Annotated in this window: 15 protein-coding genes; 3 read left to right on the forward strand and 12 right to left on the reverse strand. The window is 72.9% G+C overall.

Features of this window, described 5'->3' with window-relative positions; genetic code table 11:
• Nucleotides 1–19 precede the first annotated feature (19 nt).
• Nucleotides 20–727: an SGNH/GDSL hydrolase family protein gene (locus AB0I15_RS36745; protein WP_358106074.1), complete on the reverse strand. Its 708-nt coding sequence runs from the start codon at nucleotides 725–727 to the stop codon at nucleotides 20–22.
• Nucleotides 728–729: 2 nt separating this feature from the next.
• On the reverse strand, nucleotides 730–2,142 hold the full coding sequence (locus AB0I15_RS36750; RefSeq protein ID WP_358106077.1) for an MFS transporter: 1,413 nt from the start codon (nucleotides 2,140–2,142) through the stop codon (nucleotides 730–732).
• A gap of 166 nt (nucleotides 2,143–2,308) precedes the next feature.
• Between AB0I15_RS36750 and AB0I15_RS36755 the strand changes: the two genes are divergently transcribed.
• On the forward strand, nucleotides 2,309–3,787 hold the full coding sequence (locus tag AB0I15_RS36755) for an AlkA N-terminal domain-containing protein (protein ID WP_358106080.1): 1,479 nt from the start codon (nucleotides 2,309–2,311) through the stop codon (nucleotides 3,785–3,787).
• Here AB0I15_RS36755 and AB0I15_RS36760 read toward each other — a convergent pair.
• The 10 genes from AB0I15_RS36760 to argH all read right to left on the reverse strand — a co-directional run bounded on the left by AB0I15_RS36760 (nucleotide 3,762) and on the right by argH (nucleotide 12,767).
• The gene (locus tag AB0I15_RS36760; protein ID WP_358106083.1) at nucleotides 3,762–4,523 is read right to left on the reverse strand and encodes a Crp/Fnr family transcriptional regulator; all 762 of its coding nucleotides are present in this window, start codon (nucleotides 4,521–4,523) and stop codon (nucleotides 3,762–3,764) included. The two genes, AB0I15_RS36755 and AB0I15_RS36760, sit on opposite strands and share 26 nt — an antisense overlap.
• A 20-nt stretch (nucleotides 4,524–4,543) precedes the next feature.
• Nucleotides 4,544–5,107, reverse strand: a complete 564-nt coding sequence (locus AB0I15_RS36765) for a hypothetical protein (RefSeq protein WP_358106086.1) — start codon at nucleotides 5,105–5,107, stop codon at nucleotides 4,544–4,546.
• Between the two features lie 184 nt (nucleotides 5,108–5,291).
• Nucleotides 5,292–6,608: an MmgE/PrpD family protein gene (locus AB0I15_RS36770; RefSeq protein ID WP_358106089.1), complete on the reverse strand. Its 1,317-nt coding sequence runs from the start codon at nucleotides 6,606–6,608 to the stop codon at nucleotides 5,292–5,294.
• Nucleotides 6,605–7,444: a polysaccharide deacetylase gene (locus AB0I15_RS36775; RefSeq protein ID WP_358106092.1), complete on the reverse strand. Its 840-nt coding sequence runs from the start codon at nucleotides 7,442–7,444 to the stop codon at nucleotides 6,605–6,607. The genes AB0I15_RS36770 and AB0I15_RS36775 overlap by 4 nt, the downstream gene beginning before the upstream one ends.
• Nucleotides 7,441–8,319, reverse strand: a complete 879-nt coding sequence (locus AB0I15_RS36780; RefSeq protein WP_358106095.1) for a polysaccharide deacetylase — start codon at nucleotides 8,317–8,319, stop codon at nucleotides 7,441–7,443. The genes AB0I15_RS36775 and AB0I15_RS36780 overlap by 4 nt, the downstream gene beginning before the upstream one ends.
• Before the next feature lie 37 nt (nucleotides 8,320–8,356).
• Entirely contained in the window at nucleotides 8,357–9,196 is an 840-nt protein-coding gene (locus tag AB0I15_RS36785; RefSeq protein WP_358106099.1) for an ABC transporter substrate-binding protein, read from the reverse strand.
• 8 nt (nucleotides 9,197–9,204) lie between these two features.
• The gene (locus AB0I15_RS36790; RefSeq protein ID WP_358106102.1) at nucleotides 9,205–9,957 is read right to left on the reverse strand and encodes an amino acid ABC transporter ATP-binding protein; all 753 of its coding nucleotides are present in this window, start codon (nucleotides 9,955–9,957) and stop codon (nucleotides 9,205–9,207) included.
• Nucleotides 9,954–10,775: an amino acid ABC transporter permease gene (locus AB0I15_RS36795; protein ID WP_358106105.1), complete on the reverse strand. Its 822-nt coding sequence runs from the start codon at nucleotides 10,773–10,775 to the stop codon at nucleotides 9,954–9,956. The genes AB0I15_RS36790 and AB0I15_RS36795 overlap by 4 nt, the downstream gene beginning before the upstream one ends.
• A 10-nt stretch (nucleotides 10,776–10,785) precedes the next feature.
• Entirely contained in the window at nucleotides 10,786–11,352 is a 567-nt protein-coding gene (locus AB0I15_RS36800; RefSeq protein ID WP_358106108.1) for an XRE family transcriptional regulator, read from the reverse strand.
• Entirely contained in the window at nucleotides 11,349–12,767 is a 1,419-nt protein-coding gene (gene argH, locus AB0I15_RS36805; protein ID WP_358106111.1) for an argininosuccinate lyase, read from the reverse strand. Before argH ends, AB0I15_RS36800 begins: the two co-directional genes overlap by 4 nt.
• Nucleotides 12,768–12,874: 107 nt before the next feature.
• On the opposite strand from argH, the gene speB reads away from it, so the two are divergent.
• Both speB and AB0I15_RS36815 read left to right on the forward strand, forming a co-directional pair.
• On the forward strand, nucleotides 12,875–13,807 hold the full coding sequence (gene speB / locus AB0I15_RS36810; RefSeq protein ID WP_358106115.1) for an agmatinase: 933 nt from the start codon (nucleotides 12,875–12,877) through the stop codon (nucleotides 13,805–13,807).
• Nucleotides 13,804–15,378: a thiamine pyrophosphate-binding protein gene (locus tag AB0I15_RS36815; protein WP_358106118.1), complete on the forward strand. Its 1,575-nt coding sequence runs from the start codon at nucleotides 13,804–13,806 to the stop codon at nucleotides 15,376–15,378. Before speB ends, AB0I15_RS36815 begins: the two co-directional genes overlap by 4 nt.
• Nucleotides 15,379–15,430 lie beyond the last annotated feature (52 nt).

Raw genomic sequence — 15,430 nt, forward strand, 5'->3', positions numbered from 1 at the left:
CGAGTCCGGGCGGCGGCCTTCACGCGGACGGGACGGACGCGTGCGAGGTCAGCAGGCAGGCGAGCGCCCCGGCCAGGTTCGCGGCCGCCACCGCGTGGCCGCGTGCGTTGCAGTGGATGCGGTCACCGGCGAAGATGCCGGGGTCGGCGGCGAGGGGATGGGTGTGGTTGCCGACGTGGGCTCCGCCGTGTGCGAGCGCGATCCGGCTCGTGATCGCGTCCAGCCGGTCGAAGCGCTCCGCCATCGGGCCCGCGTAGGGGTCGGGAACGAGGCCCGATCGCGCGAGGTCGAAGAGCCCGATCGTGACGAGCCGTGCCCCCTGGGCGACGAGCGGTCCGACGATGGAGGTCAGCTCCTCCTCGAAGCGCTCTTCGTCGAACGACCGGCGCAGCGCGTCGTTGCCCCCGGCCGCGATGATCAGCAGGTCGGGCCGTAGCTTCAGGGCACGGTCCCGTTGCCGTCGGCGGATCTCGGCGGTGCGCAGGTCGCGCTCGCCGAGGTTGTGATACTCGAACGAGGGGTGCGCCGCCGCGAGCGCCTCGGCGACGCGTGCCGAGGCGTCCAGATCGCGGTAGCCGTCCAGCGGCTCCCGGACGCCCGCGGCGACGCTGTCGCCCACGACGACCATGCGCCGCCAGGGCGCGGACCGGATCAGGCGCTCCGACCCGGCCGGCCAGCGGCAGTAGGGATCGGACAGCTCGCGCAGGTGAGCGACGCCGGCTTCCATGGTCAGGCTCCCTTCACGACGGCGGACGCCGCCGACGGTGTGGCTTCGGGTGACACGAGGACGAGGCGGGTGCCGGCCACCGCCGCCGCGATCGCGGCGACGGCGCAGACGAGGTAGACCCGGGCGAGGTCCGGCACCCCGTCGGCGGGGGTGTGCCCGGCGAGCAGCGCCGCGAGGACGGCGACGCCGAGCGCGCCGCCCACCTGGCGAGCCGCGATGTTCAGCCCGGTGCCCGCCGCGAAATCGGCCGGCGGCACCGACAGCGCCGCCGCGCTGGAGACGCCGACGCTCACCGCTCCCATCGCCGCACCGCTGATGAGGCCCGCGGGAAGCCAGACGGCGAGAAAGTGCGGCTGCGCGGGCAGCCACAGCGCGAGCGCGCCGCTGGTGGCGGCCAGCCCGAGCGCGCCGGCCACCGTCAGGGTCCGTGGCGACGGCCGGCGGGCGAGGCGGCTGACGGCGATGCCCACACCGGCCGACGCGATGGCGCCGGGGGTCATGGCCAGACCGGCCTCGAGCTCGGAGTAGCGCCACACCTCGGTGAGGAACAGCACACCCAGCAGCAGCGTCGCGTACAGCACGACGCCGAAGAGCACCGAGACGACGTTCGCGCTCGCATAGGCACGCCCGCGCCAGAGGCCGATCTGGATCGCCGGCTCGGCGTGCCGCGACGAGCGGACGAGCGCGAGGGCGACCGCCGCCGCGCCGCCGAGCAGGCAGGCCAGTGTCGGGCCGTGCGTCCATCCCCAGCTCTGGCCGTGGGTGACGCCGAGCACCAGCAGGGCGATCCCGCCGGTCAGCAGCGCGGTGCCGGCCAGGTCGGGCAGCCGCCCGCGGACGGCCGCGACCGCGGGCAGGCGCAGGGCGAGCAGGCAGAGGGCGACCCCCGCGGGAACGTTGACGAAGAAGAGCGAACGCCAGCCGAAGGCGTTCACGAGCACCCCGCCGAGGGCCGGTCCCACGGCCGCCGCGACCGAGGCGGCGGCGCTCCACAGGCCGATCGCGCCCGCCCGGCCCGCCGCGGGGGTGTCGGCCAGGACGAACGCCAGCGACGCGGGCATCAGCGCCGCGGCGCCCACCGCCTGCGCCCCGCGGGCCGCCAGCAACAGCTCGAACGTGGGGGCGAGCGCCGCCAGCAGCGACGCGAGCGTGAACAGCGCGACCCCCACGACGAACAGCCGCCGGCGCCCGAGCACGTCGGCGGCCCGTCCGGCCGGGGCCAGCAACGCGGCGAACAGCACGGTGTAGAGGGTCACCACCCAGGACAGCGCCGTCAGATCGACCCCGCCGAAGTCGGCCGCCAGCGCGGGCACCGCGAGGTTGGTGATCGTCACATCGAGGAACGCGAGAAAGGAGCCTCCGCAGGCGAGCAGCAGGGGGATCGGCGGTCCGGCCGCCGGGTGGGGAAGGGTCATGCGGAGCAGTCCAGCAGCGGGAACCACCCGTGGTCTGGCAGGTTTGCGACGACACCGCGCGCCGGACCCGAGACAGGGGATCATGTCGTATTTCCGCCAGCCCGGACAGCCGCCCAGAGGAGATGCTGCCGGTGTGTACGAGGACGTGGAGCGATGCATCCGGGCCGTGCGGTCCAAAGACGCCCGGTTCGACGGCTGGTTCTTCGGCGCGGTGATCACCACCGGGATCTACTGCAGACCGAGTTGCCCCGTGGTGCCGCCCAAGGTCGAGAACATGCGGTTCTTTCCCAGCGCCGCCGCGGCCCAACAGGCCGGGTTCCGGGCGTGCAAGCGGTGCCGTCCCGACGCCAGCCCGGGTTCTCCCGAATGGAACGAGCGCGCCGACGTCGTGGCGCGGGCGATGCGCCTGATCGCCGACGGGGTCGTCGACCGTGACGGCGTGCCCGGCCTGGCCGCCCGGCTCGGCTACAGCACGCGGCAGGTCGAACGGCAACTGCGCGCCGAGCTCGGAGCGGGCCCACTGGCCCTCGCGCGCGCCCAGCGGGCCCAGACCGCCCGGCTGCTGATCGAGACCACGACCCTGCCGATGGGCGACGTCGCCTTCGCGGCCGGATTCACCAGCATCCGCACCTTCAACGAGACCGTACGCGAGATCTTCGCCCTCACACCGACCCGGCTACGGGAGCGCGGACGCCCGGCCGACACCCCCGGCGTACTGTCGGTACGGCTACCGTTCCGGGCCCCGCTGTGCCCGGGCAACCTGTTCGGCCACCTGGTCACGACCGCCGTACCGGGGGTGGAGGAGTGGCGCGACGGCGCCTACCGCCGTACCCTGCGCCTGCACCACGGCCACGGCATCGTCACCCTGCGCCCGCTGCCCGACCACATCGGCTGCCGGCTCTCCCTCACCGACCTGCGCGACCTGTCGGCGGCGATCAGCCGCTGCCGGCGCCTGCTCGACCTCGACGCCGACCCGGTCGCGGTCGACGACCTGCTCGGCGCGGACCCGGTGCTCGGCCCCGTCGTACGCAAGGAGCCCGGCCGCCGGGTGCCCCGCACCGTTGACGCGTACGAGTTCGCCGTGCGCGCGGTGCTCGGCCGGCAGGTGTCCACCACGGCCGCGCGGACCCACGCCGCCCGGCTGGCCGTCGCCCACGGCGAGCCGATCTCCGACCCCGCCGGCGGCCTCACCCACCTCTTTCCCGGCCCGGTCGCGCTGGCCTCGCTGGACCCGGCGACGCTCGCCCTCCCCGGTGCCCGCCGCGCCGCGCTCACCGAGCTGGTGGCCGCGCTGGCCGCCGGTGAGATCGACCTCAGCGTCGGCGGCGACTGGCAGCGGACCCGGGCACAGCTCGCGGCGGTGCGCGGGCTCGGCCCCTGGACCGTCGAGACCATCGCGATGCGCGCCCTCGGCGACCCCGACGCCTTCGTCCCCACCGACCCGGGAGTCCGCGCCGCCGCCCGCGAGCTCGGCCTGCCCCACACCCCGGCCGCGCTCACGCGCCGCGCCGCGGCCTGGCGGCCATGGCGCGCGTACGCCGTTCAGTACCTCTGGGCCACCGGCGACCACCCCATCGATCACCTGCCGCCCGGACCCCACGCGGAAGAACGCCCGCGCCTCAGAGGTCCACGTCGTCCTCGGTGACGCCGGGGACCGCCACGGCCGGGTCGGCGCCGTGGGCGGCCAGTGCCCGGAGCGCGGCCGGGTCGCGTACGACCATTCGCCGGTACCGGGTGCTGATCACCTCGCGGGTGCGCAACTCGGTGACCGCCCGGTGCAGACTCGGCTCGGAGACCCCGATCAGCGAGGCCAGCTCCGGCTGGCTGAGCGGAACCTCGATCCGCACGCCCTCGGCGCAGGGCCGGCCGTAGACGTCGGCCAGGTAGTTCAGCACCAGCACCAGGCGCACCACGGCGGGGGCGCCGCTGATGAACAGCCGGTGCCGGGTCACCCGCCGGAACTCTCCCAGGATCGCCGTCTGCAGCGCCCGCGCCGCCGGCGGGCGCTCCCGCAGGTAACCGAGGAACGCCCGCTGCGTCACGACCCGGGCCGCCACCTCGGTCAGGGCCACCACCGAGGCGGAGCGCGGCCGCTGGTCCAGCGCGGCCATCTCGCCGACCACCTCGCCCTGGCAGCGGATGGACAGCAGGACCGCCCTGCCGTCCACGGTGTTGCCGAGCACCTTGCAATAGCCGTCGAGCAGGACGAACACGTCGCCCCCCGCGGCCCCCTCGTCGATCAGCGTCGCGCCGGGCGGGAACGTACGCCGGGTGCCGAGTTCGAGCAGGCACCGCCGATCATCGTCGCCGAGCACGTGCAAGAGCGTCCCCGGCGCCCACCGCCCGGCCTCCGCAGGTGCCCGGCCGTCCCGCGGAGTCATCGCGATCCCCGCCGCCGCGTCTAGCGCCGGCCGCCGACCGGAGCCGCGGCCCGGACGGACGCGGCGGCGAGCCGGCGTTCGACCGCCAGGGCGGCGACCATCAGGACGAGCGCGCCGGCCGTCACGGCGAGCAGACCCACGACGCCGGTGACCGCCACGGCCAGCACCGCGGCGACCAGCATCGCACCGACGTGCAGGGACTGATCGATCAGGTAGGGCCCCTCCGCCCAGTCCTGGCAGCCCTTGGCCCGGACCAGCCGGCGGACGATCCAGCGGCGGTCGATCACCGCATGGGTGCTCGCCGAGACCACCAGCGCGACCGCGCAGCCGGTGAGCCCCACCGGCGCCACCAGGGAGACCAGCGCCAGGGCGACCGCCTGAGTGCCGGTGTAGGTGCCGACGTGGCGCAGGCAGGCCCCCCAGCCGGTCCACGGCGACACTCCCGCGGCGAGCTGCTCCGGACCGGGAAAGCCCTTCGCGACCGCGGTCCCGTTGCTCTGCACCACGTGGTCACCGATCTGGTGCCCGGCGTAGAGCGCGACGAACGTGACGGCGGCGATCGCAGCAGCGGCGGCACTCGGCATCAGGGTGGCTCCTCTCGAACGCGATTCGCCGCAGTCAAACACATCCCGACAGAGGAAACCTCATCATCTGATGGGAAGAGCCCTAGCTCACCCAGAGAGATACCCCACCCTCGGCCGAGAGGACCTTCCGATCACCGCCGGTTCCGGCCGGCCAGGGCGCGCGGGCGCCGGGCCCGCCCGGGAGTCACAGGAGCGAGAGCAGGTCTCGCGCGTCCGGGTGGGTGTCGAGGGCCATCACCTGGTCCGCCAGGCGCTCCCGGCCCGGTGCGAGGCCGTGGAACTTGGCGAGCAGCCGCTGGTCGGACAGCGGGTTGGTGGGCGAGCCGAGCGGATCACGCACCCTGGCCCGCCGGACGGCGCCCGAGGTCGTGGTGACGGTCAGGGTCGGCTCGTCGATGCCGCCCATCTCCGGGTCCACCTCCAGGTCGATGAGGTTCATCAGCTCGGCGGCCCGGGGGTCGCCGCGCCGGTCGGGGGAGTAGGCGGCCAGGTCGGCGTCGCCGTACAGGATTCTGGCGGCGACGCCGTACGGGAGGCTCAGTTGTGCGCGGGAGAGGGTGGTGACGTCGCGGCCGCCGCACATGCCGGCCACGAGCGGGCTCAGGCGCACGTGGATGCGGGCGATCTCGCCGGCACGCAGGTCCAGGCCGCCGATCGCGTCGATGGCGGAGTGGGTGCTGCGGCAGGACGCGTACGGCTTGATGGAGCAGCGCGAGATCCGCCACGCCGTGCCGAGGTCGCGGGTCAGCGCGCCGGGGTCGGCGTCGGCGCCCGCGTAGGTCCGCAGGAAGCCGCCCCACACGTCGTCGAAGATGTGGCCGGGGCCGCTCGTGCCGGACGCGGCCAGCAGCGCGGCGGTCAGGCCGCCCTCGGCGGCGCGGCCCGCGTGCAGCCGCTTGCTCGCCGCGCCGTCGTGCACGAAGGCCCACAGCCCGCCGGAGAAGCCGGCCGCCAGCCCCAGCGCGTGGGCGGCCCGCCCGCCGTCCAGCCCCAGCAGCCGCGCGCTCGCCGCCGCCGCGCCGAACGTGCCGCAGGTGCCCGTCGAGTGCCATCCGGCCTCGTTGTGCGGAGCGTAGCCGCCACACGCCTCCAGCGTACGGCGGGCCACGTCATACCCCAGGACGACCGCCTCCAGCAGCTCGGAGCCGCTGACCGGCCGGTCGGTGAGGCTGAGGCAGGCCAGCGCGGCGGGCACGACCACGGCGCCCGAATGGTCGCAGCCGCCGGTGTCGTCGAGTTCGAGCGCGTGCGCCGCGACGCCGTTGAGCAGCGCCGCGTCGCGCGGCGCCACGGTCAGCCCGGTTCCCCAGACGGGTGCGCTCCCGGGACCGGCCAGGCCGGGCGCGGGGGTGGAGGCACCGGCCAGGGCGGCGCCCAGCGTGTCGAGGAGGTGCCGCTTGGCCCGCTCGACCACGTCGGGCGGCAGCGGCGGGGGCCCGGCGACGAGGCCGGCGAGTTCGGTGAGGCCGGCGAGTTCGGTGAGCGGGGGAGGCGGTGTCACGAGGTCAGCTCCGCGAAGACGTCGGCGGGATGTCCGGGTTCGTTGCCCGTACGGGTGGCGCGCCAGTGGTCGGCCACCTGGCTGCCGGTCGCGAACCACACGCCGGGCCGTTCGCGCATGGCCGACAGCAGCGAGCGCAGGAGCCCGATGCGGCCGGGCGTGCCGATCACCTCGGGCTGCAGGCGCAGCACGTAGCACAGGCCGAAGCGGTGGTAGGCGTCGAACTCCTGGATCCAGTTCTCCAGCACGGCGGCGTAGGGGGCGATGCGCGACTGCCCGGTGGGGAAGGGCGGGTCGAGGTTGAACATGAAGTAGGGGTGGTCCTCCAGCTCGTGGTGGAGCGGGATCTCCACCAGGCCGGAGGGGTGGAAGTACGGCAGGTCGTCGCCCCGCCACGAGGACGACCAGTCGATGCCCAGCGCGGGCAGCCCGGCCGCGAGCCCGGGCTTCCATTCGCCGGCCGGGGTGCGGAAGCCGCGCGGGAGCGAGCCGGTCACCTCGGCCAGCGCGTCCTGGCCGCGCCTGATCGCGTCGAGCTGCCCGGCGAGGTCGAGCGGGTCGAAGTCCTCGTGCGCGTGGCCGTGGTTGGCGATCTCGTGGCCGGCCTGCCGTACGTCGTGGATCAGCCCCGCGTGCAGGCCGGGCACGAACCAGGTGGACGGCACCCCGTCCAGCGCCCCGAGCAGCCGATCGACGCCGCGGGTGACGCCGTACCCGCCGACGGACAGGGTCTTGACGCGGTCGCGCGTGCTCGGGTCGGCGGCCAGGATCGCCAGCTCGGCGTCGAGGTCGACGGTGATCAGTACGGCGCAGCGCGCCTCATCCGGCCAGGTCATGAGCCTTCCTCCGTGACCGGGGCGCGGTCATGCCGCTCCTTCCACCAGGCGGCCACGTCCCTGCCGGTGGCGAACCAGACGTCGTCGTGCGCGCGCATGTGCTCGAACAACCGCTCCAGCAGCAGGATCCGGCCCGGCTTGCCGGACACCTTGGGATGCCACAGCGTGCTCAGGCACAGCCCTTCGGCGTGGTAGCCGTCGAACTCCCGCTTGTAGTTGTCCAGCGTCGAGCCGTAGCCCGCGATGCGGTCCAGCCCGGCCGGGTAGTCGGGGCGGCGGGTGTAGGCGAGGTAGGCGTAGTCGTCCATGTCCCAGCGGACCGGGATCTCCACCAGCCCGCCGGGGTGCAGGTAGGGACGGTCGTCGCCGCGCATCGAGCTGGAGTAGAGGAAGCCCTCCTCGGTCAGGATCCGCGCGGTCACCGGCGACCAGTCGCCCGACGGCGTCCGGAAGCCGACCGCCGCGACGCCGAGCACGTCCATGAAGATCGCCTGGCTGCGGGTGAGGATCTCGCGCTGTTCGGCCTCGGTCCTGCCGTAGTACGGCTCGTGCCGGTAGCCGTGGTGGGCCACCTCGTGCCCGCGTTCCACGATCGTCCGGCATCGCTCCGGCCAGGTCTCCACCACCCACGCGGGCGTGTAGAAGGTGGCGGGCAGCTCGAAGGCGTCCAGCAGGTCGAGGATCCTGGGCAGCGCCCGCCACGGCCCATAGGAGCCGAGCGTGAAATATTCGGGCTTGCCCCAGAGGCTGCCGTCGAGCATCGCCCCGCCCGTCGGCCCGTCGAGGTCGAAGGCCAGCGACACGCACGACCTCTTCCGGTACGGCCAGCGGCTCCCGGGCGGCGCCTCGTCCGCGTGCCCGGTGGCCGCTGTCATCGTGCCGGGCTCAGCGGACAGGCGCAGGCCACGGGCCTCACTTGGCGGCCCCGTTGAGGGTGATCTGCTGGATGGCATTGTCCTTCAGGCCCCACTTGTCGAGCAGGCCGGCGTAGGTGCCGTCCTGCTGCAGGGCGCCGAGCGCCTTGATGACCGCGTCGCGCAGGCGCGGGTCCTGCTTGCCGAATCCCATGGCCTGGTTGACCTCGGTGAACGGCTCACCGATGACGTTGAACTTGCCGGGGTCCTGCTTGGCGATGTAGGGGAGGGTCTCACTGCCCTGGACAGCGGCGTCGAGCCTGCCCTGGGAGAGCTGGGTGCGGGCGTCCGCGGAGCCCTCCGTACCGACGATCTTGATCGGTTTGCCGGAGCAGTTCTGCTCGCTCCACTTCTTGATCTCGCCGGGGAAGGAGGTGCGGCGGCTGGCGCCCACGGTCTTGCCGCACAGGTCCTTCGGATCGGCGACCTTGGCCGTGGAGAAGAACTGCGCGCCCGAGCTCATGTAGCCGACGAGGTCGAGCGTCTCGCGGCGCTCGGGCAGGTCGCTCATCCCCGACAGGATCATGTCGATCCGCCCGGTGGTGACCGCGCTCTGCAACTGCTCGAAGGACGTCTCCTGCCACTTGACCGTGAGGCCGAGCTGCTTGCCGATGGCGTTGCCGAGGTCGATGTCGAAGCCGGTGAGCTGGTTGGTCGAGGGGTCCTTGAACTCCAGCGGCGGGTAGTTGGGCACGTTGCCGACCACCAGGGTCTTGGACTCGGCGATCTTCGGGGGCAGCCCGCCGTCCGAGGCGGCTTCGAGGTTCTCGGGCGCCTTCGCGGTGCAGGCGGTCGCGGCCACGGCGAGGCAGGCGAGGAGAAGGATGGGACGTGACAACGGAACTCCTAGAGAACTGCTGAGAGGAAGGTCTTCGTACGCTCGTGGGTGGGGTTGACCAGGACCTGGTCGGGGGTTCCCGTCTCGATGACGCGGCCGTCGTCCATGAACACGACCTGGTTCGCGACCTCCTTGGCGAACCCCAGCTCGTGGGTGACGACGACCATGGTCATGCCGGACGCGGCCAGGTCGCGCATGACCGCCAGCACCTCGCCGACCAGCTCCGGGTCGAGCGCCGAGGTGGGCTCGTCGAACAGCATGAGCCGTGGCCGCATCGCCAGCGCGCGGGCGATGGCGACCCGCTGCTGCTGCCCGCCCGACAGGGTCGAGGGGTAGGCGCCGGCCTTGTCCTTCAGCCCGACTCGCTCCAGCAGCTCCAGCGCCCGGCCGTGGGCGGTGTCGCGCGACTCGCGCAGCACCCTGATCGGGCCCTCGACGACGTTCTCCAGCGCGGTCATGTGCGGGAACAGGTTGAAGCGCTGGAACACCATCCCGATCGTGCGCCGCTGCCGGGCGATCTGGGCGTCGCTGAGTTGGTGCAGCCTCCCACCGCGCTCCACGTAGCCGAGCAGCTCTCCGTCGACCCAGGCGGCGCCCTCGTCGATCGTCTCGAGCTGGTTGACGCAGCGCAGGAACGTGCTCTTGCCGGAGCCGGACGGCCCGATGACGCACAGCACCTCGCCCGCGGCCACCTCCAGCGAGATGCCCTTGAGCACGTGGTTGGCGCCGAAACGCTTGTGGACGTCGACCGCCTTGATCATTTCTTCACTCCTCGGGAGAAGCGGCGCTCGACGACCAACTGGCCCAGGCTGAGGAGGGTGACCACGATCAGGTACCAGAACGTCGCCACGAACAGCAGCTCCATGACGCGGTTGTTGGCGTAGTAGATGTTCTGGGCGCTGTGCAGCACCTCCTGGTACTGGATCGCGCTGGCCAGCGACGTGAGCTTCACCATGCTGATGAACTCGTTGCCGATCGGGGGCAGGATGACCCGCATCGCCTGCGGCAACACGATCCTGCGCATCGTCTGGAAGCGCGTCATCCCGATCGCCTGCGCGGCCTCGGTCTGTCCCTGGTCGACCGAGAGGATGCCGCCGCGTACCACCTCGGAGGTGTAGGCGCCCTGGCAGATGCCGAGCCCGAGCAGCGCGGCGACGAACGGGGTCATCAGGTCGACCGTGCGCGCCTCGACGATGCCGGGGATGACGAAGTAGGGGAAGACCAGCGCCAGGTTGAACCAGAGGAAGAGCTGGAGCAACTGCGGCGTGCCGCGGAAGATCCACGTGTAGAGGTAGGAGACGCCGCGGGTGACGGGGTTCTGCGACATCCGCATCACCGCGAACAGCACGCCCAGGGTCAGCCCGACGATCATGGCGAGCACGGCCATGACGATGGTGTTGACCACGCCGGTGAGGATGGCCTGCGCGGTCAGATAGCGCCCGACCACGCTCCACTCGATCTGCCCGCCGGCGAACGAGACGACGATCGCCGCGAGGACGGCCACCACGACGATCGCCGCCACGTAGCGGCCGTAGTGTTTGCGCGCCACCCGGGGCAGGTGGGCGACATCTGTGGACATGGGGAACTCCTCACGAGCGAGAGGTCAGCGCGGGTGACAGCACCCACAGGACTCGGGTGATCTCATCGCCGGGGTTGGTGAAGGTGTGGGGGGTGTCGCCGGGGAACAGGAACGAGTCGCCTTCGCGCATCTCGATCCGCTCGCCCGAGGCCTCGATCGTGAACAGCCCCTTCAGGACGTGCACGAACTCGATGTCGACGGGAAGCGCGTACGGCTCGTGGCCCGATCCGCCGCCCGGCTCGATCTCGCTGAGCAGGACCAGCAGCCTGGCCTCGTCCTTCGGCGTGAGCTGGTACTCGGTCATCCCGCTGCCGCCGAACTCGAGCCTGGCCCGGCTCTCCGACCTGACCAGCCGCCCGCCCGAGCCGTCGAACAGGTCGGCCACGTCCAGGTCGAGCGCCTCGCACAGACGCAGCAGGGAGGCGACGGAGATGGACACCTGGCCGCGCTCGAACCTGGACAGGAAGCCCTTGGTGAGCCTGGCCCGCTCGGCCACCTCGGTCAGGCTGAGCCGGCGCCGGCGGCGGAGTTCGCGGGCTCGCGGGCCGAGACCGGGCGAGTCCGGAATCGAGATCACGTCGCGGGTCCACGGTAGTCGCCTGCCCAGGCGCGCTGCCGCGCCAGCACACCGTCCAGGCGGTCGATCTGCTCGAGGACCCGGTCCGGCGAGGTGGCGCCGTGGCCGGTGCGCGCGGCGAGGGCCGCCTCGACGGTGAGGTGCGGACGCACGTCCGGCGTCAGCCGCGCGTCCACCGCGGCCAGGTCCGCGTCCGACAGCTCGTGCAGGTCCAGACCCTTGTCCTCGCACGTACGCACGAGCGCGCCGGTGATCTCGTGGGCCTCGCTGAACGGCACGCCGCGGCGCGAGAGCCAGTCGGCCACCTCGGTGGCCAGCGTGAAGCCCTCGGTCGCCTGCCTGCGCAGCTCGTCGGCGTTCACCGACAGCGTGCGCACCAGCCCGGCCATGGCGGGCAGTACGACCACCAGGGTGTCCACGGTGTCGAAGACGGCCGCCTTGTCCTCGGCCAGATCCCTGTTGTAGGCCAGCGGCATCGCCTTCAGCGTCGCCATCAGGCCGTTGAGGTTGCCGAGCAGGCGGCCCGCCTTGCCTCTGGTGAGCTCGGCGATGTCGGGGTTCTTCTTCTGCGGCATGATCGAGCTGCCGGTGGCGAAGGAGTCGTGCAGCTCCACCCAGCGGAACTGGCGCGAGGCCCAGGTGCAGATCTCCTCGGCCAGCCGCGACAGGTTCACCCCCAGCATCGAGGCGGCGAACAGGAACTCGGCCACGTGGTCGCGGCTGGCGACGGCGTCGATGGAGTTCTCGCACGGCCCGTCGTAGCCCAGCTCCGCGGCCGACAGCTCCGGATGGACGGCTATCGCCGACCCGGCCAGCGCCGCCGAGCCCAGCGGGGAGCGGGCGGTGCGCCGGTCCCAGTCCTCGAGCCGGTCGGCGTCACGGGCGAACGCCTGCGCGTGGGCCAGCAACTGGTGCCCGAACACGATCGGCTGGGCGGGCTGCAGGTGGGTGAAGCCGGGCGCCGCGGTGCGGACGTGGCGGCGGGCCTGCCCCACCAGGCCGTCCTGCAGCTCGGCCAGGGCCAGCACCAGCTTCCTGGCGTGGTCGCGCAGGTAGAGCCGCAAGTCGTTGGCCGTCTGGTCGTTGCGCGAGCGGCCGGCGCGCAGCTTGCCGCCCACCTCGCCCAGCCGCTCGACCAGGACCCGTTCCAGGAAGGTGTGCACGTCCTCGTCGGTGCCGTTCGGGCCGACGCGGCCGGCGCGTACGTCCTCGTCCAGCGTGTCGATCCCCGCCAGCAGCCGCTCCGCCTCGGACTCGTCGACGATCCCGGCCCTGAGCAGCTCGCGGACGTGAGAACGCGAGCCGGCCAGGTCGTAGGGCGACATGCGGAAATAGCTGTCGGGGGCGCGGGAGAGAGCGAGCAGGGAGGGATCGGCAGGCGAGCGGAAGCGTCCACCCCAGAGCTGTTCGGACAACGCGGTTGCCTTCCGGTAAACGAGGTTTTCCGACATAGTGGTCTGCGTTGCCAGGGGTGTCAATAGCGCCTTTTGAGCCGAAATTTGCTGTTAACAAGGGGAGTTCTATGTCTCAGGGACCCGTCGACGCCTCGCAGGTGCCACGCTTCGCAGGGCCCGACACCTATGCCCGCCTGCCCCGCCTCGACGAGGTGGAGCGGGCGGATGTCGCGATCGTCGGCGTGCCGTTCGACAGCGGGGTCTCCTACCGTCCCGGCGCCCGCTTCGGCCCGGCCGCGGTGCGTCAGGGCAGCAAGCTGATCCGGCCCTACAACCCGGCGCTGGACGTCTCGCCGTTCGCCGAGCTGCAGGTCGCCGACGCCGGCGACATCGCCTGCAACCCGTTCGACATCGGCCAGGCCATCGACACGATCGAGCAGGCCGCCGGGGAGTTCGACGCCCACCTCGTCACCATCGGGGGCGACCACACCATCGCACTGCCGCTCCTGCGCGCCGTGCACCGCAAGCACGGGCCGCTGGCGCTGCTGCACTTCGACGCCCACCTGGACACCTGGGACACCTACTTCGGCGCCGAATACACCCACGGCACCCCGTTCCGCCGCGCGGTGGAGGAGGGCATCCTCGACACCGAGGCGCTCAGCCACGTCGGCATCAGAGGCCCGCTGTACGGCAAGGCCGACCTCGACGAGGACCGCCGGCTCGGCTTCGGCATCGTCACCTCGGCCGACGTCATGAGGCGCGGCCCCGACGAGATCGCCGACGCCCTGCGCCAGCGGATCGGCGACCGCCCGCTCTACATCTCCGTCGACATCGACACGCTCGACCCCGCCCACGCCCCGGGCACGGGCACCCCGGAGGCGGGCGGCCTGACCAGCCGCGAACTGCTGGAGATCCTGCGCGGGCTGTCGGGCTGCAACCTGGTCGGCGCCGACGTGGTGGAGGTGGCCCCCGCCTACGACCACGCCGAGATCACCTCGGTCGCGGCCGCCCACGTCGCCTACGACCTGATCAGCCTGTTCGCGCTGGGGAAGCGGACATGAGAACCGGGGGAGACCTGGTCGCCGAGACCCTGGTCGCGCTCGGCGCCACGACCGTGTTCGGCGAGCCCGGCCAGCACGCCCTCGCCCTGTTCGACGCGCTGCGCCGTTCCCCGCTGCGCTACGTCGGGTGCCGTACCGAGCTGGGCGTCGCCTTCGCCGCCGACGGCCATGCCCGGGCCACCGGGACGGTGACCCCGTTCATGGTCTCCACCGGCCCCGGCGCGCTGGCGACCCTGCCCGCCCTGATGGAGTCGCGCCTGGCCTGCGCGCCCGTGGTGGGGATCTCCAGCCAGATCCCGTCCGACGGGCTGGGCGGGCGCCGGAAGGGATACCTCCACGAGCTCCCCGACCAGGCGGCCGCCTTCCGCGGCGTGGCCGCATCGGTCCAGGTCGTACGGGCGGCTTCGCAGATTCCCTCCGCCCTGGCCCAGGCCTGGGAGGCGGCGCTCAGCGTGCCGCAGGGTCCCGCGTGGGTGGAGATCCCGCAGGACGTCCTGCTCGCGCCCACGGACATCCCGGTGGTGACCGACCTGAGCGTGCGCCCGCGCACACCGCAGCCCCGCGCCGAGCTCGTACGCCAGGCCGTACAGGTGCTCGACTCCGCGTCGAACCCCGTCATCCTGGCCGGCGGCGGGGTCAGCCTGTCCGGGGCGGGGCCCGAGCTCCTGGCCCTGGCCGAGAGGCTGCGCGCGCCGGTGGTCACCACGTTCGCCGCGAAGGGCGTCTTCCCCCGCGAGCACCCGCTGTCGCTGCAGTCGTGGCTGGAGGACCGCTTCGTCACCGACTTCCTCGAAGAGGCGGACGTGCTGCTGGTCGCCGGTTCGGGGCTGGGGGAGCTGTCCAGCAACTACCACACGATGCGCCCGCGGGGCCGCGTCGTCCACATCGAGGCCGACCCCGGCAAGCTGGAGGCCAACACGAGCGGTTCGCTCGCCGTGCACGCCGACGCCAGGGCGACGCTGGGCGCGCTCGCCGCGGCGGTCAGCCCCAGGGAGGGCGACGGGCGCGCGGAAGCTGCCGTGGCGGACGTGCTGCGGCGGGTGCGCGACCGGCTCGGCGGCCACGAGCAGGAGTTCGCGCTCCTGGCGGCGATCCCGTCCGGCGTGCTGTCGTTCTGGGACATGACCATCCTCACCTACTGGGCCTGGTCGGCCTTCCCCGGCCACATGTGGTCGGCGCAGGGCGCCGGCGGCCTCGGCTACGCGCTGCCCGCCGCGGTCGGCGCGGCGGCCTCCGGCGAGCGCGCGCTCGCGATCTCGGGCGACGGCGGCGCGATGTACGGCCTGGCGGAGCTGGCCACCATGCGCCAGCACGACCTGGACGTCACCTGGCTGATCGTCGACGACGGGGGTTACGGCATCCTGCGCGAGTACATGACCGGCGCGTTCGGCACTCCCACCGGCACCGAACTGACCAGGCCGGACTTCGCCGCCCTGGCCGCGTCGTTCGGGGTCCCCGCCCGCGTCGCCACGCCCGCCTCCCTGGCCGGGGACCTCGCCGGCGCCCTGTCCGAGCCGGGCCCGAACGTCGTGGTCCTGCACGCCGAACCCCGCATGTTCGCCCCGACCTAGCCCCGCCACCACCAGGAGGGCCGCGTCCGGGCCTTGATGAGGGCCTGGCGGG

It is taken from the genome of Nonomuraea sp. NPDC050643 (assembly GCF_040654715.1).
Classification (GTDB): Bacteria; Actinomycetota; Actinomycetes; order Streptosporangiales; family Streptosporangiaceae; genus Nonomuraea.